Genomic DNA, 25,974 nt, shown 5'->3' on the forward strand with positions numbered 1-25,974 from the left:
TTATTTTTATTGAAAACGATTTCAGTAGAAGTGAAATCGATTTCATCGTACACTCAGCAGAAATCCGATGTCAAACATAATTTTTCAAAAGAACATGCCCGGCAGGGCGATGGAGACCATATGCACACCGAAAAACCGGCCGCGCACGGCGGTGTATTGATCGTCGGCGGCGGCACCGCCGGCTGGCTCACCGCCTGCTTCCTGGCGAAGCAATTGGGCGCGGGCCGCCCCGACGGCGTGCCCGTCACGCTCGTGGAATCGCCCGAGATCGGCATCATCGGCGTGGGCGAGGGCACCTTCCCCTCGATCCGCGGCACGCTCGCCGCGATCGGCATCGACGAGGCCCGCTTCATCCAGGCCTGCAGCGCCACCTTCAAGCAGGGCATTTCGTTCCGCCACTGGGTGCGCGCGCCCGGCCAGGCGGGGCCGGCCAGCTACTTCCACCCGTTCAGCCAGCCGAGCCAGCGCCAGGGCGGCTTCGAGCTGCTGCCGTACTGGCTCGCGGGCGACGCTGGCGCTGTGGGCAACCCTGGCTTCGCCGCAGCCGTCACGATGCAGCAGCGCGTGGCCGATGCCGCCCACGGGCCGAAGCGCGTCCACGATCCGGATTTCCTCGGCCCGCTGAACTACGCCTACCACTTCGACGCGGCGCGCTTCGCCGCGCTGCTGGCCGAACATGGCCGCACGCTGGGCGTGCGCCACGTGCTGGGCAACGTCGAGCGCGTCGAACTGGATGCGCAAGGCATGATCGGCGCCGTCCATACGGCGGAACACGGGGCGCTGCGGGCCGGCCTGTACGTCGACTGCACTGGTTTCCGCGCGCGCCTGATCGGCGAAGCGCTGGGCGCGCCGTTCAAGCGCCTGGACGACGTGCTGTTCGTGGACCGCGCCGTCACGCTGCAGGTGCCGTACGCCACGCCCGACGCCCCGATCCCGTCGTACACGATCTCGACGGCGCACGAGGCCGGCTGGACCTGGGACATCGGCCTGCAGCGGCGGCGCGGCATCGGCTACGTGTATTCGAGCCGCCATACGGACGATGCGCGCGCGGAGCAAGCCCTGCGCGGCTACATCGGCGCCGGCGCCGACGGACTGGAGGCGCGCCGCCTGGCGCTGCAGGTCGGCTACCGCGAGACGCAGTGGGTCGGCAACTGCGTGGCCGTGGGCCTGTCCGGCGGGTTCCTGGAACCGCTGGAATCGTCCGGCATCGGACTGATCGAGGCCGCCGCCTACCTGGTCGGCTTCCTGTTCCCGCACGGCGGCGAGTTCGCGCCGGCGGCGCGCCAGTTCAATGCGCAGATGCGCGAGCGCTACGAGCGCATCGTCGACTTCATCAAGCTGCACTACTGCCTGACGCAGCGCGTGGACAGCCGCTTCTGGATCGACAATGCCGACCCGGCGTCGATCCCGGATTCGCTGCGCGACCGCCTCGAGCAATGGAAGACCAGGCCGCCGCACCGCCTCGACTTCGTCACGGACCTGGAGATGTATCCGCCGTCCAGCTGGCAATACGTGCTGTACGGGATGGAGTACGCGACCCGCCTGCATCCGTCGGCGCTGGATCCGGCGCGCCGCGCCGCCGCGCGCCAGGAATTCGCCACCATCGCCCAGGTGGCCAGGAAGGCGCTGGCGGACCTGCCGCCGCACCGGGCGCTGGTCGAGCATTTCTGTAACAAGGCGGCGCGTTCAGGAAACGCGCGCCACGTTGCATGAAACAATTTCTGAAATCGGTTTCGCCGCTGCTATACTCGTCGTGCCTGGTGTGGAATACAGACCTCCACGCCAACCACGAGACGAAGAAAGCACCATGAAAAAAGAGCCCAGCAGCAGCGCGATGGTCACCGTGCACGAAGTGGCGCGCGTGGCCGGCGTTTCCGCCGCCACCGTGTCGCGCTTCCTGAACGGCACCGCCCGCGTATCCGAGGACAAGCGCCAGGCCATCGAGAGCGTGATCAGCAAGTTGAACTACAAGCCGAACGTGCTCGCGCAGAACCTCAAGATGGGCAGCTCGCGCACCGTCGGCGTGCTGACCCAGTCGCTGATGTCCGGCTACTTCGCCGACGCGCTGGCCGGCGTCGACGAGGCGCTGCAGGGCACCGGCTACGCGCCGCTGATCGTGTCCGGCCACTGGCATGCGGACGAGGAGGCGGAGCGCATCGAACTGCTGATCGCGCGCCGGGTCGACGGCCTCGTGATCCTGAGCGGCAAGCTGAAGGACGCGCAGATCCTGAAACTGTCGCAGCGCGTGCCCATCGTCGCCTTCGGCCGCGAGCTGCAGGGCCCGCGCGCCTACGGCTTCTGCCTGGACAACTACTGGGGCGCCTGCGAGGCGGTCGAGCACCTAATCGTCCAGGGCCATCGCAACATCGCCTTCATCGGCGGGCCGTCCGACCACACGGACGCGCTGGCGCGCCTGGCCGGCTACCGCGACACGCTGGCCAAGCACCGTATCAAGGAAAAGCAGCAGCTGATCGTGGCCGGCGACTTCCAGGAATCGAGCGGCCTGCTGGCGGTGGAGCGGCTGCTGGAATCGGGCCAGCGCTTCTCCGCGATCTTCTGCGCCAACGACCTGACGGCCTACGGCGCGCGCCTCGCGCTGTACCGGCGCGGCATCCGCGTGCCCGAGGACATCTCGCTGATCGGCTTCGACGACCTGCACAGCTCCATGTACACGACGCCGCCCCTGACCACCGTGCGCCAGCCGCTGTTCGACGTCGGCAAGAGCCTGGGCCGCGCAATCGTCAAGATGATCGGCAACGAAGCGCACGACGTCGACGTGCCGCAGCTGAACCTGGTGGTACGCGAATCCGTCCGCCGCGTCGGCTGATTCGCTTGCCATCATTCGGGGTTAATTCGGGGTCAGAGCACATTTTCGAGCGTCGATCCTTCGTAACTCGTTGATTTTGCGATGAATAATTGCGCGGCTGCCGAAAAAATGTGCTCTGACCCCGAATTTATTTGCTTGTCTTGATGAACGTGGCGATGTAGCCGGCTGCCGTTTCCGGGTATTGGTGCTGCGGGCCGTGACCGGCCTGCGGGAAGGTCACGAGTTGCAGCGTAGGCAGCTGGCCGTTCAGCGCATGCCAGTTCTCGACCGGGAACACGATGTCGTGGTCGCCGGCGATGTGCAGGATGGGCAGCGTCGTGTGCTTCAGCGCTTCCAGGATTTGCGGGGCCGGGAAGGCGGGGAAGCGCGGCGTGGGGCCCAGGATGGCGGCGGCCCAGGCGGCGTCGATGTCGGGGCTGCGGCCTTCGCGGCGCTCCCAGGTGCGCGCGTACGATGCGGCCGCCGCGGCGCGGCTCGCTGCGGACTTCGGCTCGAAGAACAGGATGGTGTCCTTGTCGACGCTGCTGCCGGCGATGGCGGCGGTCTCGTTGAACAGGGCCTCGCCGGGCTTGACGGCGACGTCCGGCGCGGCCGTGGCGATCAGGACGGCGTGGGACAAGCGCTGCGGCTGGGTCGCCGCCACGATTTGCGCCACCATGCCGCCCAGCGACCAGCCGGCGATCACGGCGTCGCGCAGGCCCAGCGCCTCCATCAGGCCCACGGCATCGCGCGCCAGCAGCGCCGGGTTCATCTGGCGCTCGCCGCTGGACAGGCCCCAGCCCGCGTAGTCGAAGGTGATCACGCGCAGGCCATGGCCCGCGAGCGCGTCGAGGAAGGCCGGATCCCACATGTCGAGGTTGCCGCGAAAGCGCACGCACAGCAGGATCGGCTTGCCCGCGGGATCGCCGATCGAGCGGTAGGCCAGGCGGCGGTCGCCCAGGTCGGCGTACTGGTTGGGCGCGTCGATGGCGCTGTAGTGTGCGGTATTCGTAGTCACTGCATCCTCTTTTCGATAGGGTCAGGCGGCAAAGCCTCCGTCCGCCAGCAGGTCGGCGCCGGTGACGAAGCTCGATTCCGGCCCGGCCAGCCAGGCGACCAGCGCCGCGATCTCCTGCGGCCGGCCGTGGCGCGGCAGGGCCATGAAGGCGTGCAGCGAGCGGCCGAAGTCGGTGCCTTCCGGGTTCATGTCCGTGTCGACGGGGCCCGGCAACACGTTGTTGACAGTAATATCACGCGGCCCGAGGTCGCGCGCCAGCCCTTTGGCCAGCCCCGTCAGCGCCGACTTGCTCATCGCATAGAACGCGGCGCCGCCGAACGGCACGCGCAAGGCATTCGTGCTGCCCACGTTGACGATGCGCCCGCCGTCCGGGATATGGGGCAAGGCCGCTTTCGCGGTGGCGAACACGGCACGCAGGTTGACGGCCACGGTGCGGTCGAAGTCGGCGAGGGAGAAATCGTCCAGCGTCCCCGGCAGGAAAATGCCGGCATTGTTGACGACGACGTCGATGCGGCCGAAGCGCGCGGCGGCGGCATCGACGGCAGTGGCGATCGCCTTCGCGTCGGTGGCGTCGGCCTGCAGGGCGAGGGCGCGCCCGCCGGCGAAGGCGATCTCGGCGGCCAGCGCATCGGCGGCGGCGCTGCTGCTCTGGTAGGTGAAGGCGACGGCGGCGCCGTCGGCGGCCAGGCGGCGCACGATGGCCGCGCCGATGCCGCGTGCCGCGCCGGTGACGAAGGCGACTTTGTTGTCGAGAGGGTGGTTCATGATCTGCTCCTCGATGGTGAAGGGGATGAATGCAGTATCATTCCAACCGCCGGTTGAAACTAGCCGGGTAATTGGCACATCAATTTCAACTGTTGGGAACAGGTCGACCATGACGACGGATGCCTTCACCCACCTCGACAGCTTCATCTTCAGCGCCGAGGAAGGCGGCTTCTCGGCCGCGGCGCGCAGGCTCGGCATGACGCCGGCCGGCGTCAGCAAGAACGTGGCCCGGCTCGAGGCCAGCCTGGGCGTGCGCCTGTTCCAGCGCAGCACGCGCCGGCTGCGCCTGACGGAGGAGGGCGCCCAGTTCCTGGCCGCCGTCGGCGAACCCTGGCACCGCATCCAGGATGCGATGGCGGTGCTGCGCGAAGGCGCCGGCCATCCGTCCGGCCTGCTGCGGGTGGCGCTGGCGCCGGCCGTCGGAAGGATGCATTTCGTGCCGATGCTGGACGCCTTCCATGCGGCCTACCCGGACGTGCTGCCCGACCTGCATTTCGAGAACCGCCAGGTCGACCTGATCGCCGAAGGCTTCGACGTGGCCATCGGCGGCGGCGTCGAGCTGACCCAGGGCCTGGTGGCGCGCGAACTGGCCAGGGTGCGGGTGATCGCCGTGGCCGCGCCGGCCTACCTGGCGCGCCGCGGCATGCCGCAGCACCCGGACGAGCTGGCGGCGCACGATGCCATCGGCCGCCGCGCGATCCGCAACGGACGCCTGCAGAGCTGGACGCTGCGCACCGACGACGGCCGCGAAGCCGCCGCCGAGCTGAATCCGGTAGCCGTGCTGGACGACCCCGAGGCAATGGCCAGCGCGGCGGCGACGGGGCTGGGCCTGACGCTGCTGCCCGTGCCGCACGCCGGTCCGCGCCTGGCCAGCGGGGAGCTGGTGCGCATCCTGCCGGACTGGTATGCGGACACGGGGCCCCTGTTCATCTATTATTCGAGCCGCAGGCTGCTGCCGGCCAAGACGCGCGTGTTCGTCGACTTCGTGGTGGAGCGTTTCCGGTCGCTGGGCCTGGCCAGCGCCTTCACGGCCTGACGGCTGGCGATCCGGCAGCGCTAGCGCGCGGGCCGTGCGGACTGGCGCCGGTCGCGCTGGCGAAAATGCTGCGGGGAACACAGGACCCGCAGTGCCACGGCGCGCGGGACCCCGGCTTCTTCCATGAACAGCAAGGCCGGGTGGACACCCTGGCGCGTGCATAATTCCAGTGCTTGCTGAACGCTACTGGCGGTAGCGAGATCGGTCCGCAGATCGTTTCCGTGATGTGCATCCATGCGCGTCTCCATGCGAGGAGAGGATGCTAGCAAAGCCATCAATACACTTAAAGTAGTTTGTGAAGATTTTTGAGTAAGCGATTGATTTCGTGGCACAACTGCGAATAATAACGCTTTGCTATTGCGCGAACTCGACGCTGCAGGTAATGCGTTCGCGCAAGCGCGGCAGGCCGATGCGAGGGCACGGCCGCGCGCCATCGGGACGTGGCACGCGGGGCGAAGCTCGCTATTCTGGCAGATTTTTTGGTGCCTGCGTGCATCCTGGTCCCGCCGCGCCGCCGCCATGCAGGCCGCATGGCGTACACTGGACAGCCGGCGGCGAAGCCGGCGCCCCACGACCAAGGAGGCAGACCCGATGTTCGGCACGATCCGCAATCTGCTGCGCCCTCCGCCCGGGATGGCGTTCGACTTCAGCCAGCCGGCGGGCGAGCCGGCGCTGGCGCCGGCCGGCGGCGTGTCGTGGCGCGTGTTCGCCAATCCGGTGGCGTTGTTCGTCGGCGGCGTGGCTGCGGTGCTGCTCGAATTGGCGGAACCCTCGGTGCGCGCGGGCGTGTGGGACCACAGCGGCTTCCGGCGCGATCCGGCGCTGCGCCTGCGCCGCACCGGCTTCGCGGCCATGATGACGGTCTACGGCCCGCGCTCCGCCAGCGAGGCGCTGATCGCCCGCGTGGTGCGCATGCACGACCGGGTGCAAGGGAACACGCCGGACGGCGTCGCCTACCGCGCCAACGATCCGCGCTTGCTCGACTGGGTGCAGGCGACCGCCACGTTCGGGTTTTCCGAGGCCTACCACGCCTACGTCCGGCCCCTGTCCGCGGCCGAGCGGGATGCCGCCTTCGCCGAGGGGCAGCCGGCCGCGCGGCTGTACGGCGCGACGGGCGCGCCGCGATCGCGCGCGGAGTGGGAGGCGCTGCTGGCGGCGACGGCCCCGGGCCTGGAAGGCTCGGCCATCCTGTCCGACTTCATGCGCATCATGGCGGCGGCGCCGATCCTGCCTCGGCCCCTGCGCTGGCTGCAGCGGCTGCTGGTGCGCGCCGCGGTCGAGATCGTGCCGGAGCCCGTGCGCTCGCTGCCGCAATTGCGCGGCCGCGGCCTGCGGCCGGGGGAGGCGCTGCTGGTACGCGTGCTGGCGCGCGTCGCCGGCCTGCTGCCGCTGGGCGACACGCCGCCGGCGCAGGCGGCCCGGCGGCTGCGCGGGACCGGCCCGGGACGCTGCAATGCGGCCGACTAGGCGCCGCGCAGCCGGTCGACCAGTTGCCCGAGCGGCATCGGCCGGTGGTACAGATAGCCCTGCATGCAGGGGCTGCCGTGCGCAGCCAGGTAGCGCGCCTGCGCCTCCGTCTCGATGCCTTCCGCGACCACGCGCAGGCCGAGGTGGCCCGCCATCGCCAGGATGGACTGCACGATCGCCGTGCTGCTCGGGTCGTTCGGCGTATCGTGCATGAAGCTCCTGTCGATCTTCAGCTCGTACAACGGCATCTTCTTCAGGTAGGCCAGGTTCGAGTAGCCCGTGCCGAAGTCGTCGACCGAGAAGCGGATGCCCAGGCCGGCCAGTTCGTGCATGCGCGTGATGGTCTGACCGATGTCCTCGACCAGCAGACCCTCCGTCACTTCGAAGATCAGCTGGCCGGGCGGCGCCCCCGTCTCGGCCAGGATGGCCCGTACCTGCTGCACGAAGTCGGGCTGGCGGAACTGCAGCGGGCTGACGTTGACGGACAGCGACAGCGGGTGGCCGGCCCGTTCCAGCGCCAGCCAGGTGGCGCAGGCTTCGCGCAGCGACCAGTTGCCCAGCGCAACGATCAGGCCGCTGGATTCCGCCACGGGGATGAAGACGTCGGGCGGCACCATCGTGCCGCCGGCGCGCTGCCAGCGCATCAGCAGCTCGGCGCCGACGGGGTTGCCGCGGTGGTCGACCTGCAGCTGCAGGTGCATCGCCAGTTCGCCGTTGTCCTGCGCCCGCGCCAGGTCGCGCTCCAGCGTCAGCCGGTGCTGGGCCTGCGCCAGCATGGCGCCTTCGAACAGCACGACGCCGTTGCGCCCACCGGCCTTGGCGTGGTACATCGCGGTGTCCGCTTCGCGCAGCAGGTCGTGCGCCGTCGTCGCCGTCTCCGCGCCGGCCCGCGGTGCCAGCGCCACGCCGATGCTGGCGGCGATGTGGAAGGGCTGGCCGTCAAGGTCCAGCGGCGCGGCCAGCGCCTCGCGCACCTGGTCGGCGACGTCCAGCGCCGTGCGCGCGGCGGTGGGCGGCGCCGCGGCGAGCCCCGCGAGCAGGACCACGAATTCGTCGCCGCCGATCCTGGCTACCGTGTCGCCTGGGCGCACGGCACCCGCCAGCCGCGCGGCCGCATGGCGCAGCAGGGCGTCGCCGGTGGCGTGGCCGCGCGCGTCGTTGACGTTCTTGAAGTTGTCCAGGTCCAGGTACAGCACGGCGGCGAGTTCCCCGGCCGGGCCGGCCGGCGCCAGGACCGCCTCCAGGCGTTCCATCAGCAGGCGCCGGTTCGGCAGGCCCGTCAGCACATCGTAGAAGGCCAGCCGGTGGATGGCGTCGGCGGCCGCGCGGCGCTCGGTCACGTCGCGCCCGACGACGACCCAGTGGCTGGGGCGCGCGCCCGAACGCGCGAAAGGCAGCATCTGGAGCTCGACCCAGTACGCTTCGCCGGCGCGCGTGTAGCTCTTCAGCTCGGCACTGCAGGGCTGGTCCGTGCGCATCGCCTCGACCAGGCGGGCGACGACGGCCGGGTCGGTGTCCGGTCCCTGCAGCACGTGCAGGCTGTGGCCGACGATGTCCTCGCGCGCATAGCCGGTGCGGCGCACGAAGGCGTCGTTGACGAAGGTGATGGGCTGGCCCGCGTCCTCGTCGTCGACGGCCCTGGCGATCAGCACCATGTCGTTCAGGCGCGCGACGGCCGCCGAGGTCAGTTCCAGTTCGCTGTTCAAGTCGTGCAGCACCGCCTGGTTCGTCTCGAGCGTGGCGGCGGCCGTGCGCGCCTGGGCGAGCGACAGCGACAGGCCTTTGAGCAAGGTACTGCAGGTGAGCGTGAGCATCGCCCCGACGGTGGCATAGTTGAGCGCGGCGACCAGCGACGGCTTGAACGGGTCGCTGCCCCAGCCGGGCACGCTCAGGCTGATGTGCCCGGACGCCCCGAGTGCGACGAGGGTGACGGCGCCCAGCGCGATGGCCAGCATGGCCGGACGCAGCCCGAGCAGGATCGCGGCCACGAGCGGCGGTCCGAGCAGGTAACTGAGGCTGGCCGCGCCAACCGTCAGCATCAGCGCGACCGACAGCCCGTAGACGACGGCCAGGAAATGGAGCACGCGCGTCGCGTACGCCATGTGCTTGCGGCGCCAGACCACGACCAGCCACGCCAGCGCGACCGAGTCGGCCAGCGCCACCTGCCACATGCCGTGCTGGACGAGGAAGGGAGCCATGGCGCCGATCGAGAGGGCGCCGACCACCAGCACGACGGACAGCAGGGAAGAGAAGGTCCGTTCGCGCCAGCCGTCGATATCGGTGACATTCACCATGGAGTGCATGGAATGAGGCAGCGGACAGGGCGCCGGCCGCAGTGTTTTCAATCCGCCATCATAGATTGCCCAAGCGTAACTGTCACTCGGTTTTTGCCGAATTGTTCCGAATTCGTCAATTTTTGGCGGCGGATGTCTCCCTGCCTCGGCGCCGGTTGCGGTGCTGCCGGATTGTCATGATGCGGACACGCGCGGCCGTTACAATGTCGGGTCCCACCCATCCATCCATGCCACGGAGTTCGACGACCGCCATGCCCACCGCCTTCCGCCCACGCCGCCACACGATGTCCATCCTGCTCCTCGCCGGCGCCGCCTTGCTCGCGCCGCTGACGGCCGCCGCCGCCCCCGCCGCGACGAAGTCCGTTGGCGCGGCCAGCGCCGCCGCCGTGAAACCCAAGCTGGTCGTGGTGATGGTGATCGACGGCCTGCCGTCCGAGCAGGTGCAGCGCTACCGCGACCAGTTCGGCCCGGGCGGCCTGCGCCGCCTGCTGGAGCAGGGTGCGAGCTTCACCAACGCGCACCAGGCGCACGGCGTGACCGTCACGGCGATCGGCCACACGGCCGTGCTGTCCGGCGCCTATCCGTACCGGCACGGCATCATCGGCAACAACTGGCTCGACGCCGACGGCAATTCCGTCTACTGCACCGAAGACAGGCGCTTCACCTACATCGGCGAGGAAACCGATGCCCACGACGGCACCTCGCCCGCCAACCTGCGCGTGGACACGCTGGGCGACCAGCTGCGCTACGCGACGGGCAACCGCAGCAAGGTATTGACGGTGTCCGGCAAGGACCGCGGCGCGATCCTGTTGGCGGGCAAGACCGGCACCGCCTACATGTTCATGGACAAGACCGGCGACTTCGCCAGCAGCACCTATTACATGCAGCAGCACCCGGCCTGGGTCCAGCGTTTCCAGGCGGGCAAGCCACAGGACCGCTACTACGCCAAGTCGTGGAAGCCGCTGCTGGCCGATAGCGCGTATGCCGACGACGCGCCGTATCCGGAAGCGACCACGAAAAGCCCGAACCGCTTCCCGTTCACCTTCTACAGCGAGAGCGGCAAGCCGGACGGGGACTACTACGGCCGCCTGAAGGTCAGCCCCGCCGTCGACGAGCTGACGCTGGACTTCGCCCAGGCCGCCGTCGAGGGCGAGCAGCTGGGCAGCAACCCGAGCGGCGCCACCGACATCCTCGGCATCAGCCTGTCGGGCCACGACTACGTGAACCACGCCTACGGCCCGGAAAGCCGCATGTCGCACGACCACCTGCAGCAGATCGACCGCCGCATCGCGACCTTCTTCGACTTCCTCGACCGCCGCATCGGCATGGACAACGTGCTGGTCGTGCTGACCGCCGACCACGGGTTCTCGAACACGCCGGAATTCTCGCAGTCGCGCCATATCGACGCGCAGCGCATCGATCCGAAAGCGCTGCTGGATGGGCTGGACAAGGCCCTGGCCGCGCGCTTCGGCGCCACGGGCCTGGTGAAGAAGTCGATGCTGCCCGAGGTCTACCTCGACTATGCCGCCATCGACAAGCGCGGCCTGGCGCGCGCCGACGTGGAAAGCGCGGCGGCGCGCCACCTGCTGGGCCAGCCCCATATCGCCGAGGTGTTCACGCGCACCCAATTCGAGGAAGGCGTGGCCTCCAGGTCGCGCCTGGGCCTCATGATGCAGCGGGCCTGGAACCGCCAGATGTCCGGTGACCTGATGGTGGTGCCGAGCGCCTATTCCTTCTTCGGCAGCGGCAGCTCGGGCACGACCCACGGTACCCCGTACAACTACGACAGCTCGGTGCCGCTGCTGATCATGGGCAAGCGCTGGATCCATCCGGGCGACGTGGGCCAGTACACGGAGGTCGTGGACATCGCGCCGACGCTGGCCCACATCCTGCGCGTGCGCGCGCCGGCCGCCGCCGAAGGCCGCGTGCTGGTCGAAGCGTTGCGCTGACGCCGCGGCGGGATGCGCCCATCGCGCCGCGTCCCGCTATACTTCGCACCACGAGCACTTTCACTTCCGGTAAGAACCCCATGTACGCAGCAGTCGACCTCGGCTCCAACAGCTTCCGTCTCCACATCGGCGAACCGATCGCCGGCCAGATCCACCTCGTGCGCACGGCGCGCGATCCGATCCGGCTGGCCGCCGGCCTCGGACCCGGCAACGTGCTGGGGGCGGACGCCCAGGCCACGGCCCAGAAGACGCTGCGCGACTTCGGCGCCATCCTGCGCCAGTACCGGCTGGACGCCGTGCGCGTGGTGGCCACCAACACGCTGCGCGTGGCCGCGAACGCGGAGCAGGTGCTGCCGCGGCTGGAGGAAGCCATCGGCTATCCGATCGAGATCATCTCGGGGGAAGAAGAGGGAAGGCTGATCTACATGGGCGTGGCGCGCGCGCTGGGCGCGAAGCCGGAGCAGCGCCTCGTGATCGACATCGGCGGCGGCTCGACGGAACTGATCGCGGGCCTGGGCGACGAGATCGGCATGGTCGAGTCGTTCAGCATCGGCACCCATCCGCAGAGCGCCGCCTACTTCGAGGGCGGCCACATCAGCGCAGATGCCTTTCACTCGGCGGTGAACGCGGCGCGCGCCCGTTTCGAGGACCTGGCCGGGCAATTCCGCGAACACGGCTGGGAGGCCGTGTACGGCTCCTCCGGCACGATCCGCGCGATCAACGAAGTCATCGCCAGGAACGGCCTGGGGGACGGCACCATGTCCTTCGCCAGCCTGCTGGCGCTGCGCGACAGGCTGATCGACCTCGGCCACGTGGACGCCTTCGACCTGCCGGGCGTCAAGCGCGAGCGCGTGATCGTCATGGTCGGCGGCTTGTCCATCCTGATCGGCGTGATGCAGGAACTGGGAGTGAAGACCATGACAGCGATTAATGCCGGCCTGCGCCTCGGGGTGCTGTCCGATCTCGAATTGCGCGCCAACCGTCAGGACCGGCGCGACCTGGCGATCCAGGACTGCATGCGCCGCTTCGGCGTCGATGCCGGCCGCGCCGCGCGCACGGCGAATATCGCGCGCAAGCTGTTCGACAAGCTCGCGCCGCAGGACGAAGCCGTGGCCCACCACCTGCTGCGCGGCACCATGCTGCACGAGGTGGGCCTGGCCGTCTCGCACACTGGAGCGCACAAGCACGCGGCCTATATCGTCGAGCATGCCGACCTGCCGGGCTTCACGGCGCGCGAGCAGCGCCTGATGAGCATGATCGTGCTGGGGCAGAAGGGCAATCTGCGCAAGGTGCGCGAGGTGCTCGCGGCGCCGGACCTGGCCAAGGCCGTGCTGGCACTGCGCCTGGCGGCCGTCTTCATGCACGCGCGCGTGGACGCCGACGTCGACACGCTCAAGCTGCGCATGAAGGGCAGGATCGACGTCGAGACGCCGCGCGGCTGGCTGGGCCAGCATCCGACGGTGGCATCGTGGTTCGAGAAGGAGGCGGCGGCGTGGAGCGACGTCGGCATCCCGTTCCAGGTGACCCAGGGCTGACGATGGCTTTTTGTGAAGGTTTTTTTGCAATCCGGCGCGTGCGCGCCGCCCCGGATGTGTTAAATTTGCCAGATTAATTCAACACGCTTGTTCCCGGCACCCAAGCCACGTGCCGGTACCTCGCCATGCCGCATATCCTCCTGGTCGACGACGAAGAAGCAGTGCGCTACGTCTTCGAACGCTATCTCAGCATCCTCGGTTATCGCATCACGACGGCGCGCGACGGTGCCGAAGCGCTCGGCATGCACCAGGCCGATCCCGCCGACCTGATCATCACCGATTTCCGCATGCCCTATATGGACGGCGGCGAATTGCTGGCGCGCCTGCGCCGCATCGATCCGCACCTGCCGGCAATCCTGATTTCCGCCAACCCGGTCGATGCCGGACCGCTGCTGGACGGCGTGCGCTTCTTCTCCAAGCCGGTCTCGATGCCGGCGCTGTCCGAGACCATCGCCGCCATGATCGGCGGCGGCCGGCCGGGCCCCGGCGAAGGCATCGGACACGGCAATCGGGTCGGCGAGCCGAACGCATTGCGCAGCCGCCAGTGCGCCGCATAAGGACGTCGCCCCGGCGCAGGCCGGGGCGACGTGATGGCTGCTGACGGAAGGCGCCGGACCGATGGATCCCGGCGGCCCCGCCGTTCTTCAACCACGCTTGCCGCGGCGGCGCAGGCCGGCCGCCAGGGCCAGGCCCAGGCCGAACGTGGCCAGCGTCGCCGGCTCCGGCACGGCCTTCGGGCCGATGCCGTCGTTGGCCGCGAACGTCGTGAAGCTGGCGCCGGCGGCCTTGAACTGGGCCTGCTGGACGCCGTCGCAGCAGCCTTCCAGACCGTAGATCGTCAGCGTGTGGTTGCCCGCGGCGAGCAGCGAGGAGGCCTGCAGGTATTGCGTCGTGGAGGAGTAGCTATTGCCCCAGTACATATCCGTCGAGCGCGAGGTCAGCGCCACGCCGTCCAGGAACAGGGCGCCGCCGTAGCCGAAATCGACGCCGGTACGGAAGGTCCAGGTGGCCGCGTTCGCCACGCTGAAGTCGATCGTCGCCTTCCATGCGATATTGCTGTTGCTGCCGCCGCTGAACTGGTTCGCGTTGGAGAGATTGTCGTAGGACGAGATGGTCTTCGTGCCGTAGCCCGCGCCCTGGCTCAGCAGCGCGCGCTCGACCACGTCCTTGTAGGCCGTGGCACTGCTTTGCGACCCGGCGTTGCTGTAGGCGGTCTGCAGGGTGATGACGCTGGCGTTTGCCTGGGCGGCGAAGCAGGCGAGGAGGATGGCGCAGCTGGTCTTAACGTTTTTCATTGTCTTTCAGGAAAATATATTTGCGTATTTGTAAATATACCATCGGTGTGGACAGTTTGTTGAAATTGATGATCGGATAATAATGAACAATAAAAATTTGATGTTTTCGCGCAACGTCGTGCATGCGGCATGGGGGACGATGCTGGCGGCGCTCGCCATTCCCGCCATGGCGGCGGACATGACCAGTTGCGCGGGCAAGGCCCCGTCCGGCGAACTGCGCGCCGAGCGGGTGGCGGCCGCGGCGCCGTCGCGGGAAGGCGCTTCCCTGTACGAGGGCCCCGTCTGGATCGGCGGCGCGCTGTACTTCTCGGACTTCGGCCTGGAGGGGACCTTCCCGTCCCGAATCCGCAAGCTGGCGCCGGACGGCAGCGTGGGCACGGCCTTCGAGGACAGCGGCAGCAACGGCCTGGCCGTCGACGGCGCCGGCAAGCTCGTCGCGGCCAGCCACAAGGACAAGGCGTTGGTGCGCATCGACCTGGCGAACGGCAAGCGCACGCCGATCGCGGGGCGCTACGACGGCCAGCCGTTCAATTCGCCGAACGACATCGCCATCGCCCGCGACGGCACCCTGTACTTCACCGACCCGGATTACCAGCAGGCGGCCGCGCCCGGCCGCCAGGGCGTCACCGGCATCTACCGGGTCGGCACGGACGGCAAGGCGGCGCTGCTGGACGGCAGCCGCAAGAACCCGAACGGCATCGCCCTGTCGCCCGACGAGAAGGTGCTGTACGTGAATGCGCTGGATGGCGTGCTGCGCGCCTATCCGGTCGTCGACGGCGCCGCGCGCCTGCCGGGCCGCGACGTGGTCAAGGGCCTGGACGGGCCGGACGGCATGACGGTCGATTGCCAGGGGAACGTCTACGTGACGGAGCACGCCGCCAGGCGCGTGCGCGTGTTTTCGCCGCAGGGCAGGGAGCTGGCGACGATCCGCGTCGACGCGAACGTGACCAACGCGGCCTTTGGCGGCGGCGACGGCAAGACGCTGTACATCACGGGGGCTGGCGCCTTGTGGCAGGTACGGCTCGGCCTGCCGGGCAAGCCGTATTGACGAGGGCCGGTACGGCGCCTGCCGCACCGGCGCCGGATCAGCGGGTAGAGGTACCGGAGGTGCTGGAGCTGCCCGAGGTGTTGCCCGACGTGCTGGACGGCTGGGTCGCGCCGCCCGTCGAGGTGCCGCTGGGGTCGCTGGCGGTCGGCGTGTTGTAGGCGCCGATGCCCGTCGTGTTGCCGGTGCCGCCCGAGCTGGCGCCGTTGTCGCTCTCCGTCCGGCCGGCCCCGTTGCTGCTACCGGTGCTCGAGCTCATGCCGCCGAACGAGCCGGCGCTGTCATTGGTCGTGCCGGTGGAGCTGCAGGCGGCCAGGCCAAGCGCCATCAGGCCGCCGATCAGTACGCGTTGAACCGTTTTCATGGTCTTCTCCCGTGGGTGTTTGCTGGCGTCGATCATGCGGCGCCGGCGCGCTGGCGGGAATAGGATGGGTCCGTCGGGAATTGTAGGAGCGCGCTCACGGCCTGCTTGCACTGCTTGCTGCGGGACCTGCGTCGCCCGTACACTGGTCATCCACCCAAGCGGCGGAGGAGACGATGATGCCGAGCAAGAATACGGTATGCCTGTGGTTCGACGGCGACGCCCTCGAAGCGGCGACCTTCTACGCGAAGACCTTTCCCGACAGCGCCGTCGGCAAGATCTTCCGTGCCCCGGGCGACTACCCGTCCGGCAAGCAGGGCGACGTGCTGACGGTGGAGTTCACGGTGGCCGGCATTCCCTGCATCGGCCTGAACGGCGGTCCGGCCTTCACGCACAGCGAGGCCTTCTCGTTCCAGATCGCCACCGACGACCAGGCCGAGACGGACCGCCTGTGGAACGCCATCGTCCAGAACGGCGGCCAGGAAAGCGCGTGCGGCTGGTGCAAGGACCGCTGGGGCTTGTCCTGGCAGATCACGCCGCGCGCCATGAGCGCGGCGCTTGCCGATCCCGACCAGGCCGCGGCCCGGCGCGCCTTCGAGGCGATGATGACGATGGGAAAAATCGACATCGCCGCCATCGAGGCGGCCCGGCGTGGGTGAATGAACACGTCGCCCCGGCGCAGGCCGGGGCTGATGTCGTGGCGTCGCCGGAACGCGCAGGACCTGGGCCCCGGCCTGCGCCGGGGCGACGGTTTCATGGCCAGCGATAAACGCGGTCCGATGGGTGCTAGGCCTTCAGCACGACGCGCTTCTTCTCCCGCGCCGACTGGTAAATGGCCTCGATGATGCGCATGTCGCGCAAGCCTTCCTCGCCCGCGACGATCGGGGTCCGGTCTTCCATCACGCACTGCGCCATGTGGTCGAGCTGGCCGGCGAACTGCGTCGCGCCGGGGCCCGGTGGCGGCGTGATTTCCTCGCCGCGGCCGCTGCCGACCCACAGGCGGTTGCCGCGGTAGGCCGTCGCCGGTTCCATCTCGATGCGTCCCTTGTCGCCCACGAGCAGGATATGGTTCTGGTTGGCGCTGTACATCGACTGGCAGGAGCCGATCACGCCGGACGGGAATTCCAGCTGGAAGCCGATCTGGTCTTCCACTTCGCGGAAACGCGGGTCCTTGCGGTCCGTCGTTTCCTGCGCATAGACGGCGATGGGCTCCTCGCCCGTCATGTAGCGCGCCGCGTTCAGCGCGTAGATGCCGATGTCCATCATCGAGCCGCCGCCCGACATCGCCTTCTTCAGGCGCCAGGCGTTCGGGTTGCCGAAGGTGAAGCCGTGTTCGGAACGGAAGTAGCGCAGCTTGCCGATCTCGCCGGCCCGGGCGCGGCGGCGCGCTTCCAGGTTGGTCGGCTCGAAATGGCAGCGGTAGCCGATCATCAGTTTCTTGCCGGCCTGGCGGCAGGCGGCGATCATCGATTCGCACTCGGCGGAAGAGAGCGCCATCGGCTTTTCGCACAGCACGTGCTTGCCGGCCTTGGCGGCGCGGATCGTATACTCCGCGTGCATGGAGACGGGCAGGCAGACGTAGACGATGTCGATGTCCGGGTTGTCGCGGATGCGGTCGAAGTTTTCGTAGTTGTAGATATTCTTTTCCGGCACGTCGTATTGCGCGGCCACGCGTTTCGCCTTGTCCGCGTCGCCGCTGACGAGGGCGACCAGTTTGCTGTGCCGGCAGTTCTTGAATTCCGGGATGATCACGCCGAGGCCGTAGCCGCCCAGGCCCACGATGGCATAGCCCAGCTTGCGCTGCGGTTCGGCCGCGCGCAGGGGAAAGGCGGCCGCGCCGGCCGCCAGGGCGCCGCCGGCCAGCACGAGGTTGCGTCGGTTCAGGTCGATCATCTGTGTTGTCTCCTTGTTGTTGTCGTACGTGGGGCGCCGGCGGATGCCGGCGTCCGAGAAATCGATTTCAGTTGTGGGGAAATTGTAATACGGATGCGCCCGCGCAGGCGCGGCAAACGGCTGTGTCGCATCAAAATTATGCAACTAACCGACATGAGAGGCGGGAAGCGCGGCGGGTGCGGGCCTGGCGGCCCGCCACGGCGGTCAGCGCAGCTTGCCGACCATGTCCGGCCCCACGGCCAGGCGGATGAAGGGGGCGGGATCGTCGTCGCTCTTGCGCGCGATCCACAGCACGCTGGCCTTGCGGATCTTCCACTCGTGCGGGCTGCCGGAGAAGACCTGCGCGGCCACCTGGCCCAGCAGCGGCTGGTGGCCGACGATGACCACCGGCAGGCGCTGGCCAGGCCAGCCGGCCGCGTCCAGGATCCGGTCCGGCGTCGAATCAGTGTTCAGCGCGTCGACGGTGGTGAACTTGCGGCCCAGCGCCTCGGCCGTCTGCACGCAGCGCAGGGCGGGGCTGACGAGGATGCGGCACTGCGCCGGCAGCTGGCGGTCGAGCCAGGCGCCCACGCGCGAGGCGTGGCGCGCGCCCTTCGAGGTCAGCGCGCGGCGCTGGTCGCCCTCGTGGGTGGCGACGTGCGGTTCAGCCTCGGCGTGACGCCACAGGATCAGTTCCAAGCTCGTTCTCCTTGTGATTGGCATGCGTCTCGGCGCCGGCGCCGAGCATGTCCATCAGCGCCTGCTGGGCGCTGAACGGTTTCTGGCTGCCGCGCGGCTTGCGGCGGCGGTAGCGGCCCTCGTTGCCCAGTTCCCAGGCGTTCACGTTGTCCTTCAGGTAGACCTGCAGGCCTTCGCGGATGACGCGCTTCTTCAGCGCCGGCGAACGGATGGGGAACGCGATCTCGACGCGGCGGAACAGGTTGCGGTTCATCCAGTCGGCGCTGCTCAGCCAGACGTCGTGCTTGAGGGCGTTGCGGAAGTAGTAGATGCGCGTGTGCTCGAGGAAGCGGCCGACGATCGAGCGCACCTTGATGTTCTCCGACAGGCCGGGCACGCCGGGCCGCAGCGCGCACGCGCCGCGCACGATCAGGTCGATGCGCACGCCGTCGTTCGAGGCGTCGTACAGCGCGCGGATGACGGAATCGTCGGTCAGCGAATTCATCTTGGCGATGATGCGCGCCGGCTTGCCCTCGCGCGCCAGCGCCGCCTCCTGGCGGATCGCCTTGACGATCTCCTTCTGCAGCGAGAACGGCGCCAGCCACACCGCCGAGAGCTGGGTCGGACGCGTCAGGCTGGTCAGGTGGATGAAGACCTCGTTGACGTCGGCCGTGATTTCCTCGTCCGCGGTCAGGAGGCCGAAGTCCGTATAGAACTTGGCCGTCGTCGTGTTGTAGTTGCCGGTGCCCAGGTGGGCGTAGCGGCGCAGGCCGGACGGCTCGCGGCGCAGCACCAGGGCCATCTTGGCGTGCGTCTTGAGGCCGACGACGCCATACACGACCTGGGCGCCCGCTTCCTCCAGGCGCTGGGCCCAGTTGATATTGGCTTCCTCGTCGAAACGCGCCATCAGCTCGACGATGACGGTGACTTCCTTGCCGCGCTGGGCGGCGCCGATCAGCGCCTCCATCAGCTCGGAATTCGAGCCGGCGCGGTAGATCGTCTGCTTGATCGCGACCACGTTCGGGTCGGCGGCGGCGCAGCGCACGAAGTCGATCACGGGCTGGAAGGACTGGAACGGGTGGTGCAGCAGCACGTCCTGCTTGCCCAGCACGTTGAAGATGTCGTGGTGCTGGGCCAGCTTGGCGGGGAAGCCCGGCACGTAGGGCGGGAACTTCAGGTCCGCGCGCGTGTTGGTGTTGGCGATCTCGAGCAGCCGGCCCATGTTCACGGGGCCGTCCACCGTGAACAGGCGCGAGCGGTCGATCGAGAACTGGTCGAGCAGGAAGTCGGCCAGGTGCTTGGGACAGCCGCGCGCCACTTCCAGGCGCACGGCGAAACCGTAGTTGCGGCTGTGCAGTTCGCTCTGCAGCGCCTGGCGCAGGTTCTTGACCTCTTCCTCGTCGACCCACAGGTCGCTGTTGCGCGTGACGCGGAACTGCGAGTACGACACCACCTCGCGGCCCGTGAACAGGTCCGCCATATGGGCCTGGATGACAGACGACAGCAGGCAGTAGGAGGCGCCCGGCTTGTCCGACAGTTCGTCCGGCAGGCGGATCACGCGCGGCAGCACGCGCGGCGCCTTCATGATGGCGATGCCGGTGCCGCGCCCGAACGCATCCTTGCCGGACAGTTCGACGATGAAGTTCAGGCTCTTGTTGATCACGCGCGGGAACGGGTGTGCCGGGTCGAGTCCGACGGGCGTGAGCAGCGGGCGCACTTCCTTGTCGAAGTACTGCTTGACCCAGGCCTTCTGGGCCGCGTTGCGGTCGGAGCGGCGCAGCAGGTGGATGCCGTTCAAGGACAGCTGCGGCAGGATCTCGTCGTTCAGCAGCGCGTACTGGCGCGCGATGATCTGGCGGCATTCCTCGGCGGCGCCGTCCAGGTCCGCACGGCCCGGCTCCGGACCGCCCTGGTCTTGGTGCTGGGCCAGCAGGCTGGCCACGCGCACTTCGAAGAATTCGTCCAGGTTGCTGCTGACGATGGTCAAAAAGCGCAGGCGCTCGAGCAGCGGCAGGCGCGGGTCTTCGGCGTTTTCCAGCACGCGCCGGTTGAACTCGAGCAGCGACAGTTCGCGGTTCAGGAAAGGCGCAGGCGCGTCCGCCGGCAGCGAGGCGCTGGCCTCGTCCGTTTTCAACTTCACATCCATTTTTCGGGAATATTTCACTAGTGGCAACAGAGTGTAGAAGCCGCAGATGACAGGATTGTGACAGAGAACGGCCGAGTTATTGCATCCGGACGCGACGCGCGCGCGCGGAGGGCCATGACAACGGGGTGTGGTGGGTGGAATCGAATGCAGCCGACGGGGTTGCGCCGGTCCGGCGCACGCCGCGGGCAGGGGCGGACGGCTGGTATGGCCAGGACGGCGGGACCCTCGTCCGGGGCCCGCCCGTCCGCCGTGCAGTGCCCCGCTCAGCTATTGTTATACAGCGGATTCGGCGCGATGTAGACCTTGGCCCCGTCCACGCCGAAGTCCTGCGGCGCGATCTTGTCCAGGGGCGCCACGCCGTCGCGCTGCACGGTGTTGAAGGTCCAGGCGAAGCTATGGTCGCCGTGGACGAAGCGCACGGTCTCGCCGTCGTTCACGTTCGCGTAGCGGGCATGGTCGTCCAGCACGATGGTGCGGCTGGCCGCATCGGCGGGGGCGGGCATGCCGTAGGCGGCGGCACCGACGCGCACGGTGGGCATGGCCTGGGCGGCCGATGCGCAGGACAGGACGAGGACAGCGGCAAGGGTAGCGGTGGCTTTCATGACTTTCTCCTTCAGTGGGTTGCGATGAAGGACAGTCTAGGGGGGCGACGCTGTCGGGTCCGTGACGGCCGGATGACAATGCTGTCATCCATGGCGCGCCGGGCGGCTCCGTGTTTACGCCGCCTGCTCGCGTCCGCGCCGCAGGTCTTCGCGTGGCGGGCGCCCGAACATGCGCGTGTACTCGCGCGTGAACTGCGAGGGGCTTTCGTAGCCGACCTGGTAGGCCACGGCCGCCACGTCGCGGCTGCTGGCCGCCAGGCGCGCGCGCGCCTCGTGCAGGCGGATCTGCTTCTGGTACTGCAGGGGGCTCAGCGACGTGATTTCCTTGAAGTGGCGGAACAGCGTCGAGGCGCTCATGCCGCTCACCGTTTCCAGTTGCTGCGTCGAGACCGGCTCCGCGTAGTGCTGCTGCAGCCAGCGGATGGCGCGGCCGATGCGCGAGGAGCGACTGTCGACCATGCCCACTTCGCGCAGCAGCGGACCGTGCGGGCCGCACAGGAGGCGCCACAGGATCTCGCGTTCCAGCAGCGGGCGCAGGATGCGCACGTCGTCGGGCTGGTCCAGCAGGCTCACGAGGCGTCCGAGCGCGTCGAGCAGCTGCGGCGAGGCCGCGTGCACGGCCATCGCGGCGGCGTCGCCGTCGGCGACGCCCGCCCCGGCTTCCAGCAGCAGGCCGCCGATGTCGGCCGGGCGCAGCGTCAGCGCGATGCCGACATAGGGTTCTTCCGCGCTGGCCTGGATCACCTGGCCCACCGCGGGCATGGCCAGCGAGACGATCAGGCAGTCTCCCGGGCCGTAGTCGAAGGTGTGGCCGCCCACGGTGGTGCGCTTGCGTCCCTGCAGGATCAGGGCGAAGGCGGGTTCCTCGATGCCGCTGACCGGTTCGCTGGGCGCGGTGAGGGTGCGCACGCGCAGGCCGGGAACGACGCAATCCGGACCGGTGCCGGCATGGCGCAGGGCGAGGCGGGTGAGGTCGTCGAGGGTCATCATGGCGTCGGGACGTGTCGGGAGAAACCGGCTGCCGGGTGGACGGCCGGCGGCGCCATCGGGCGCGGCGTCGAAGCGGGAAAAGCGCTGTGCATACACCCATTGTAATGGACGCGCGCGCGCCACGCACCCCCCATCTTTGACAAGCGCTCCTGTCAGCCTGGTGCGCCGCTGCGCCGCGTTCAGCGGGCGCCGCGGAACAGGGAAAAGCCGGGCGGGCGCCGACGCCGTGGCGGCGCGGCATACGCCAGGCGCGCGTCCAGGCGCAGCGCGACCAGTGTCCCGCTGCCGGGCGGGCCGGCGGCGCCGATCGCGATGCCTGCCCCGATGGCGGCGGCGCGTTCGCGCATGCCGGCCAGGCCCCAGTGCCCGGGGCGCACCGGGCCCGGCGCCAGGCCGCGGCCGTCGTCGCGCACTTCCAGCGCGAACTCCGTGTCGTCGTAGCGCAGCCGCAGGGTCACGTGCGCGGCATGGGTATGGCGGAACGCGTTCTGCAGCGCCTCGCGCGCGATGAAGCAGGCCTCCTGCGCCACCTCGGGACGCAAGGCGCGCTGTGCGCCGTCGACGGCGATGTCGAAGCCGACGCCGTACTGTTCCCCCAGCATGTGCCCGAGCGGCGCCAGCGCCGCGGCCAGGTCCTGCCCCGGCGCGCCCGCGCCGCGCAGCGCATACAGCTCGTCGCGGCCCTCGGCGAGCGTGCGCCGCGCCTGTTCCAGCGTGCGATCGAGCAGGGGCCGGGAAGGGTTGTCGGCCGGCAGGCGGTCGCGCGCCGTCTCGAACAGCATCAGCAGGGCCTGCACCGACTGCATCAGCGTGTCGTGCAGCGTGCGCGCGATGCGTTCGCGCTCGCCCGCGCGTTCGCGCAGCAGGCGGCGTAGCTGGCGCGTGGCGGCGCGCAGGCGCAGCCGGTAGAGCAGCCACGCGGCGAACGCCGCGGCGGCCGCGCATAGCACCTTGAAGGCCGTGCTTTGCACGAAGGTCGGGGCAATGCCGAAGGACAGCGCGGCGCCGCGTTCGCTCCACACGCCGTCTTCGTTCACCGCCTGCACGCGGAAGCGGTAGTCGCCCGGCGCCAGCCGGCTGTAGTAGGCGCTGCGGCGCGTGCCCGCGTCCTGCCAGTCGGCGTCGACGCCTTCCAGGCGGTAGCGGAAGCGCACCCGTTCGGGCATCGTGAAACTGGCGGCGTCGTAATCGATCTGCAGCGCGCGCGTGCCGGCGGGCAGCAGCATGCCGTCGCGCGGCGCGAACGCTTGCCCGTGCGCGCCCACGGCGCCGATGCGCAGCGGCGGCGCCACCAGATTGCGGTACAGGCGGCGCGGATCGAGCCACGCGGCGCCGTCCGTGGCCGCCAGCAGCAGCCGGCCCTGACGGTCCTGCAGCAGGCTGGGCTGGGCGGTACGGAAATGGGCGATGCCGGGGTAGCCATCCAGCGTGTCGAACACTTCGCACGGCAGCCGGGTGCGCGCCGGGGCGGCCAGCAGGGCGCTCCAGTCGGCGCCGCGCACGTGCACCAGGCCGCGGCTGCCGTTGAGCCAGAGGTCGCCGTCGGGCGTCTGCACGATGCCGGTCACTCCCGCGAAGGCGCCTGGATCGGCAGCCTCGACCTGGCGAAAGCGTGTGCCGGACAGTAGCGCCAGACCCCGGTCGCCGCCAGCCACCAGCGTACCGCCGACGTCGGCCAGCGTGGCGACCAGTCCGATGTCGAGCCCGTCCGGGCGGCCGTAGCGCCGTAGCTTGCCGTCGCGCAGCGCGTGGATGTCGCTGTCGTAGCCGATCCACAGCGTGCCGTCGCGGGCTCGGCCCACGCCGTTCGGCGGGCGCTCCGGCAGGCCGAAGTCGGTGGCCGGGCGCCAGGCGCCATCCGCATAGCGATACAGCCTGTCGTTGACGAAGCTTGCCCACAGTGCCGCGCCGTCGTCGACCATCAGGCGCGCGCCCTCGTAGCGGTCGCCGCGGTGTTGCAGGTTGGCGGGGAAGGGAATGCGTTCGGTCTTGCCGTTTGCACGGCGCTCGATGTGGGTGCCGGTGCCGACCAGCAGGCTGCCATCGTTGCCGGTCGCCAGCGCGGTGACACGCTGGTCGGGCTGCAGCACTGGACCGCCGGCATCGAGGCGCCAGAATTGCCACAGGGGCCCGACCTTGGCCGTGGCCCACAGCGTGCCGGCACCGTCGTGCGCGAGCGTGATGTAGCCGCTGTCGGGCGCCAGGGGGAGCGGCATGAGGCGGTTGTGGCGCAAGCGGTCGACGCCGCGGCGCGTGCCGAGCCAGATATTGCCTTCGCCGTCTTCGAGGATGGTCTTGACGGTTGTGCTGCTGAGGCTGTCCGGCCGGGCCAGGCGTTCGCCGTCCGCGACCATGACGGTCTCCTTGTCCGCGAGCCCGGCCGGGGTGGTGCGTGCCACGCCGCCGGCCAGGGCCGCCCACAGGTTGCCGTCGCGGTCGAAGATGTGGGAGAACGCGGTGGGCAGGCCCGCATGGGGCCGCCCGGCCGGATACGCGGCGAGCGCCGCCGGCACCCGCCGGATGCGGTCGTTGGCATCGTTCCACAACTGCCCGTCCGGAGACAGCAGCAGGCCGTAGCCGGTTGCCGCGATGCCGGTAGCGACGAAGCGCTGGGTCGCGTCGTCCAGGCGGAAGACGGCGCCGTCCCCGGCCGCCAGCAGGGCGCCGTCGGGCGCGCGCCACAGGTCTTGCGCAGGACCCGGCAAGCCATCCTCGGCACGTACCCAGCGGCCACCGTCCAGGCGCAGCAACCCCTTCGTGGTCAGCACCCAGTCGCGCCCCGCGCGGTCGCGTTCGAACCCGCGCACGCCGCCCGCCGGCAGGCCGTCGGCCGTGCCGTAATGGCGCAGCACGCCGCCGTGCCAGACATCGGCGCCGCCGAAGCGGTAGCCGATCCACAGCGCGCCGTCGGCATGGGCGCGCAGGGCCGACAGCACGTTCGACTGCAGCGCCGTGCCGCCGAGGCTGCGCACGTGCTCGAAGCGCACGCCGTCGAAGCGGTACAGGCCGGACGTGGCGGCGAACCACATGGTCCCGCCTGCCCCCTGTGCCATGTCCCAGACGTCGCCGGGCATGCCGTCCTTGCTGGTCCACATGTCGTGGTGCAGGTGGTCGAGCGGGATACGCGGGTCCAGCGCGCGGGCAGCGGCGGCGGCGCCGCACAGCGTCGCGAACAGGAATGCGCGGAAGAAATTGGATGGCAGCATGGCCGGCATTGTAATGGAACGCCGTTGCCTTGCGCCGGCCCGCCGCCTGCATCCCGACTGCATCTGTATACGAACGGATACTGGTGACGCCCGCATGGTCGAACTACCATGGCCTGCCGGTGATATCCGGCTCCAAGACTACGGTGCCGCGCCAGCGCCGTCCGATAACCCTGACGAGGACACACCAATGAACAATCCGAAACTCGAAGTGCTGACGCCGCAGAACAGCCAGCTGATCATCATCGACCACCAGCCGCAGATGGCGTTCGCCGTGCAGTCGATCGACCGCCAGACGCTGAAGAACAACGTGGTGGGCCTGGCCAAGGCGGCGTCCGTCTTCAACATCCCGACCACCATCACCACCGTCGAGACCGAAAGCTTCTCCGGCCACACCTTCCCGGAAATCCTGGACGTGTTCCCGGGCAAGCCCATCCTCGAACGCACCTCGATGAACTCCTGGGACGACCAGAAGGTGCGCGACGCGCTGGCCGCCAACGGCCGCAAGAAGGTCGTCGTGGCCGGCCTCTGGACCGAGGTCTGCAACACCACCTTCGCGCTGTGCGCCATGCTGGAAGGCGACTACGAGATCTACATGGTCGCCGACGCCTCGGGCGGCACCTCGAAGGAAGCGCACGACTGGGCGATGCAGCGCATGGTGCAGGCCGGCGCCGTGCCCGTGACCTGGCAGCAGGTGCTGCTCGAGTGGCAGCGCGACTGGGCCCGCCGCGAGACCTATGACGCCGTCGGCGCCATCGTCAAGGAGCATTCGGGCGCCTACGGCATGGGCATCGACTACGCGTACACGATGGTGCACAAGGCGCCGGAGCGCGCCAAGCCGGGCCACGAGACGCTGGCCCCTGTCGCCGCACCGGTGCGCTGAGCAAGCCATCCTCGCCGGGCCGCGCCGCG

General features: G+C 69.2%; 22 protein-coding genes. 10 read left to right on the forward strand and 12 right to left on the reverse strand.

The window, feature by feature from the left end; genetic code table 11:
* Positions 1–120: 120 nt before the first annotated feature.
* The gene (locus QPK32_RS18535; protein ID WP_290414262.1) at positions 121–1,713 is read left to right on the forward strand and encodes a tryptophan halogenase family protein; all 1,593 of its coding nucleotides are present in this window, start codon (positions 121–123) and stop codon (positions 1,711–1,713) included.
* 94 nt (positions 1,714–1,807) lie between these two features.
* The gene (locus QPK32_RS18540; RefSeq protein WP_290414263.1) at positions 1,808–2,827 is read left to right on the forward strand and encodes a LacI family DNA-binding transcriptional regulator; all 1,020 of its coding nucleotides are present in this window, start codon (positions 1,808–1,810) and stop codon (positions 2,825–2,827) included.
* Positions 2,828–2,954: 127 nt separating this feature from the next.
* Here the strand turns inward: QPK32_RS18540 and QPK32_RS18545 are convergent, their stop codons facing one another.
* Together QPK32_RS18545 and QPK32_RS18550 are read right to left on the reverse strand one after the other, a co-directional pair.
* Complete coding sequence (locus QPK32_RS18545; protein WP_290414264.1) at positions 2,955–3,824, reverse strand: alpha/beta fold hydrolase; 870 nt, start codon at positions 3,822–3,824, stop codon at positions 2,955–2,957.
* Between the two features lie 21 nt (positions 3,825–3,845).
* On the reverse strand, positions 3,846–4,589 hold the full coding sequence (locus QPK32_RS18550) for an SDR family oxidoreductase (RefSeq protein ID WP_290414265.1): 744 nt from the start codon (positions 4,587–4,589) through the stop codon (positions 3,846–3,848).
* A 109-nt stretch (positions 4,590–4,698) separates the two neighbouring features.
* Here QPK32_RS18550 and QPK32_RS18555 point away from each other — a divergent pair, with 109 nt between their 5' ends.
* Complete coding sequence (locus QPK32_RS18555; protein WP_290414266.1) at positions 4,699–5,625, forward strand: LysR family transcriptional regulator; 927 nt, start codon at positions 4,699–4,701, stop codon at positions 5,623–5,625.
* A gap of 20 nt (positions 5,626–5,645) precedes the next feature.
* Here QPK32_RS18555 and QPK32_RS18560 read toward each other — a convergent pair whose 3' ends face one another.
* The gene (locus QPK32_RS18560) at positions 5,646–5,861 is read right to left on the reverse strand and encodes a hypothetical protein (protein WP_290414267.1); all 216 of its coding nucleotides are present in this window, start codon (positions 5,859–5,861) and stop codon (positions 5,646–5,648) included.
* A 355-nt stretch (positions 5,862–6,216) separates the two neighbouring features.
* Here QPK32_RS18560 and QPK32_RS18565 point away from each other — a divergent pair, with 355 nt between their 5' ends.
* Positions 6,217–7,092, forward strand: coding sequence for an oxygenase MpaB family protein (locus QPK32_RS18565; protein WP_290414268.1), 876 nt, complete (start codon positions 6,217–6,219; stop codon positions 7,090–7,092).
* Here the strand turns inward: QPK32_RS18565 and QPK32_RS18570 are convergent.
* Entirely contained in the window at positions 7,089–9,386 is a 2,298-nt protein-coding gene (locus QPK32_RS18570; protein ID WP_290414269.1) for a bifunctional diguanylate cyclase/phosphodiesterase, read from the reverse strand. The two genes, QPK32_RS18565 and QPK32_RS18570, sit on opposite strands and share 4 nt — an antisense overlap.
* Before the next feature lie 251 nt (positions 9,387–9,637).
* Between QPK32_RS18570 and QPK32_RS18575 the strand changes: the two genes are divergently transcribed.
* From QPK32_RS18575 to QPK32_RS18585, 3 genes are all read left to right on the forward strand, one after another.
* Complete coding sequence (locus QPK32_RS18575) at positions 9,638–11,335, forward strand: alkaline phosphatase family protein (RefSeq protein WP_290414270.1); 1,698 nt, start codon at positions 9,638–9,640, stop codon at positions 11,333–11,335.
* 80 nt (positions 11,336–11,415) lie between these two features.
* Positions 11,416–12,870, forward strand: a complete 1,455-nt coding sequence (locus tag QPK32_RS18580) for a Ppx/GppA phosphatase family protein (protein ID WP_290414271.1) — start codon at positions 11,416–11,418, stop codon at positions 12,868–12,870.
* A 125-nt stretch (positions 12,871–12,995) separates the two neighbouring features.
* Positions 12,996–13,427: a response regulator gene (locus QPK32_RS18585; protein WP_290414272.1), complete on the forward strand. Its 432-nt coding sequence runs from the start codon at positions 12,996–12,998 to the stop codon at positions 13,425–13,427.
* 87 nt (positions 13,428–13,514) lie between these two features.
* Here QPK32_RS18585 and QPK32_RS18590 read toward each other — a convergent pair whose 3' ends face one another.
* Entirely contained in the window at positions 13,515–14,165 is a 651-nt protein-coding gene (locus QPK32_RS18590) for a CCXG family PEP-CTERM protein (protein ID WP_290414273.1), read from the reverse strand.
* 82 nt (positions 14,166–14,247) lie between these two features.
* On the opposite strand from QPK32_RS18590, the gene QPK32_RS18595 reads away from it, so the two are divergent.
* Complete coding sequence (locus QPK32_RS18595; RefSeq protein ID WP_290414274.1) at positions 14,248–15,213, forward strand: SMP-30/gluconolactonase/LRE family protein; 966 nt, start codon at positions 14,248–14,250, stop codon at positions 15,211–15,213.
* A gap of 37 nt (positions 15,214–15,250) precedes the next feature.
* Here QPK32_RS18595 and QPK32_RS18600 read toward each other — a convergent pair whose 3' ends face one another.
* Positions 15,251–15,574, reverse strand: coding sequence for a hypothetical protein (locus QPK32_RS18600; protein WP_290414275.1), 324 nt, complete (start codon positions 15,572–15,574; stop codon positions 15,251–15,253).
* 176 nt (positions 15,575–15,750) lie between these two features.
* Between QPK32_RS18600 and QPK32_RS18605 the strand changes: the two genes are divergently transcribed.
* Positions 15,751–16,230, forward strand: a complete 480-nt coding sequence (locus QPK32_RS18605) for a VOC family protein (protein ID WP_290414304.1) — start codon at positions 15,751–15,753, stop codon at positions 16,228–16,230.
* Between the two features lie 127 nt (positions 16,231–16,357).
* Here QPK32_RS18605 and QPK32_RS18610 read toward each other — a convergent pair whose 3' ends face one another.
* The 6 genes from QPK32_RS18610 to QPK32_RS18635 form a co-directional block, all read right to left on the reverse strand.
* Positions 16,358–17,464 (reverse strand): Gfo/Idh/MocA family protein, encoded by a 1,107-nt coding sequence (locus tag QPK32_RS18610; RefSeq protein ID WP_290414276.1) that lies wholly within the window; start codon positions 17,462–17,464, stop codon positions 16,358–16,360.
* A gap of 204 nt (positions 17,465–17,668) precedes the next feature.
* A complete protein-coding gene (locus tag QPK32_RS18615) occupies positions 17,669–18,142 on the reverse strand; it encodes a histidine phosphatase family protein (RefSeq protein WP_290414277.1) in 474 nt (157 codons plus the stop codon).
* Positions 18,108–20,267, reverse strand: a complete 2,160-nt coding sequence (gene ppk1, locus QPK32_RS18620) for a polyphosphate kinase 1 (protein ID WP_290414278.1) — start codon at positions 20,265–20,267, stop codon at positions 18,108–18,110. Before ppk1 ends, QPK32_RS18615 begins: the two co-directional genes overlap by 35 nt.
* Positions 20,268–20,530: 263 nt before the next feature.
* Positions 20,531–20,869 carry a CzcE family metal-binding protein gene (locus QPK32_RS18625; protein ID WP_290414279.1) on the reverse strand — a complete coding sequence of 113 codons (339 nt, stop codon included), beginning with the start codon at positions 20,867–20,869 and terminating at the stop codon, positions 20,531–20,533.
* A 114-nt stretch (positions 20,870–20,983) separates the two neighbouring features.
* Positions 20,984–21,859 (reverse strand): AraC family transcriptional regulator, encoded by an 876-nt coding sequence (locus tag QPK32_RS18630; RefSeq protein ID WP_290414280.1) that lies wholly within the window; start codon positions 21,857–21,859, stop codon positions 20,984–20,986.
* A 179-nt stretch (positions 21,860–22,038) separates the two neighbouring features.
* Positions 22,039–25,065: a sensor histidine kinase gene (locus QPK32_RS18635; protein ID WP_290414281.1), complete on the reverse strand. Its 3,027-nt coding sequence runs from the start codon at positions 25,063–25,065 to the stop codon at positions 22,039–22,041.
* Positions 25,066–25,252: 187 nt separating this feature from the next.
* Between QPK32_RS18635 and QPK32_RS18640 the strand changes: the two genes are divergently transcribed.
* On the forward strand, positions 25,253–25,945 hold the full coding sequence (locus tag QPK32_RS18640; protein WP_290414282.1) for a hydrolase: 693 nt from the start codon (positions 25,253–25,255) through the stop codon (positions 25,943–25,945).
* Positions 25,946–25,974: the final 29 nt, after the last annotated feature.

This window comes from Massilia sp. YIM B02763, assembly GCF_030412015.1.
Lineage (GTDB): Bacteria > Pseudomonadota > Gammaproteobacteria > Burkholderiales > Burkholderiaceae_D > Telluria.

What these genes read in the sequence shown, in the direction of transcription:
- QPK32_RS18555 (WP_290414266.1), top strand. Translation starts at nt 4,699, where the DNA reads ATGACGACGGATGCCTTCACCCACCTCGACAGCTTCATCTTCAGCGCC.
- QPK32_RS18590 (WP_290414273.1), bottom strand. Translation starts at nt 14,165, where the DNA reads ATGAAAAACGTTAAGACCAGCTGCGCCATCCTCCTCGCCTGCTTCGCC.
- QPK32_RS18580 (WP_290414271.1), top strand. Translation starts at nt 11,416, where the DNA reads ATGTACGCAGCAGTCGACCTCGGCTCCAACAGCTTCCGTCTCCACATC.
- QPK32_RS18575 (WP_290414270.1), top strand. Translation starts at nt 9,638, where the DNA reads ATGCCCACCGCCTTCCGCCCACGCCGCCACACGATGTCCATCCTGCTC.
- QPK32_RS18535 (WP_290414262.1), top strand. Translation starts at nt 121, where the DNA reads ATGCACACCGAAAAACCGGCCGCGCACGGCGGTGTATTGATCGTCGGC.
- QPK32_RS18640 (WP_290414282.1), top strand. Translation starts at nt 25,253, where the DNA reads ATGAACAATCCGAAACTCGAAGTGCTGACGCCGCAGAACAGCCAGCTG.
- QPK32_RS18600 (WP_290414275.1), bottom strand. Translation starts at nt 15,574, where the DNA reads ATGAAAACGGTTCAACGCGTACTGATCGGCGGCCTGATGGCGCTTGGC.
- QPK32_RS18565 (WP_290414268.1), top strand. Translation starts at nt 6,217, where the DNA reads ATGTTCGGCACGATCCGCAATCTGCTGCGCCCTCCGCCCGGGATGGCG.
- QPK32_RS18630 (WP_290414280.1), bottom strand. Translation starts at nt 21,859, where the DNA reads ATGATGACCCTCGACGACCTCACCCGCCTCGCCCTGCGCCATGCCGGC.
- QPK32_RS18595 (WP_290414274.1), top strand. Translation starts at nt 14,248, where the DNA reads ATGAACAATAAAAATTTGATGTTTTCGCGCAACGTCGTGCATGCGGCA.
- QPK32_RS18570 (WP_290414269.1), bottom strand. Translation starts at nt 9,386, where the DNA reads ATGGTGAATGTCACCGATATCGACGGCTGGCGCGAACGGACCTTCTCT.
- QPK32_RS18625 (WP_290414279.1), bottom strand. Translation starts at nt 20,869, where the DNA reads ATGAAAGCCACCGCTACCCTTGCCGCTGTCCTCGTCCTGTCCTGCGCA.
- QPK32_RS18585 (WP_290414272.1), top strand. Translation starts at nt 12,996, where the DNA reads ATGCCGCATATCCTCCTGGTCGACGACGAAGAAGCAGTGCGCTACGTC.
- QPK32_RS18605 (WP_290414304.1), top strand. Translation starts at nt 15,751, where the DNA reads ATGCCGAGCAAGAATACGGTATGCCTGTGGTTCGACGGCGACGCCCTC.
- QPK32_RS18560 (WP_290414267.1), bottom strand. Translation starts at nt 5,861, where the DNA reads ATGGATGCACATCACGGAAACGATCTGCGGACCGATCTCGCTACCGCC.
- QPK32_RS18635 (WP_290414281.1), bottom strand. Translation starts at nt 25,065, where the DNA reads ATGCTGCCATCCAATTTCTTCCGCGCATTCCTGTTCGCGACGCTGTGC.
- QPK32_RS18610 (WP_290414276.1), bottom strand. Translation starts at nt 17,464, where the DNA reads ATGATCGACCTGAACCGACGCAACCTCGTGCTGGCCGGCGGCGCCCTG.
- QPK32_RS18540 (WP_290414263.1), top strand. Translation starts at nt 1,808, where the DNA reads ATGAAAAAAGAGCCCAGCAGCAGCGCGATGGTCACCGTGCACGAAGTG.
- ppk1 (WP_290414278.1), bottom strand. Translation starts at nt 20,267, where the DNA reads ATGGATGTGAAGTTGAAAACGGACGAGGCCAGCGCCTCGCTGCCGGCG.
- QPK32_RS18550 (WP_290414265.1), bottom strand. Translation starts at nt 4,589, where the DNA reads ATGAACCACCCTCTCGACAACAAAGTCGCCTTCGTCACCGGCGCGGCA.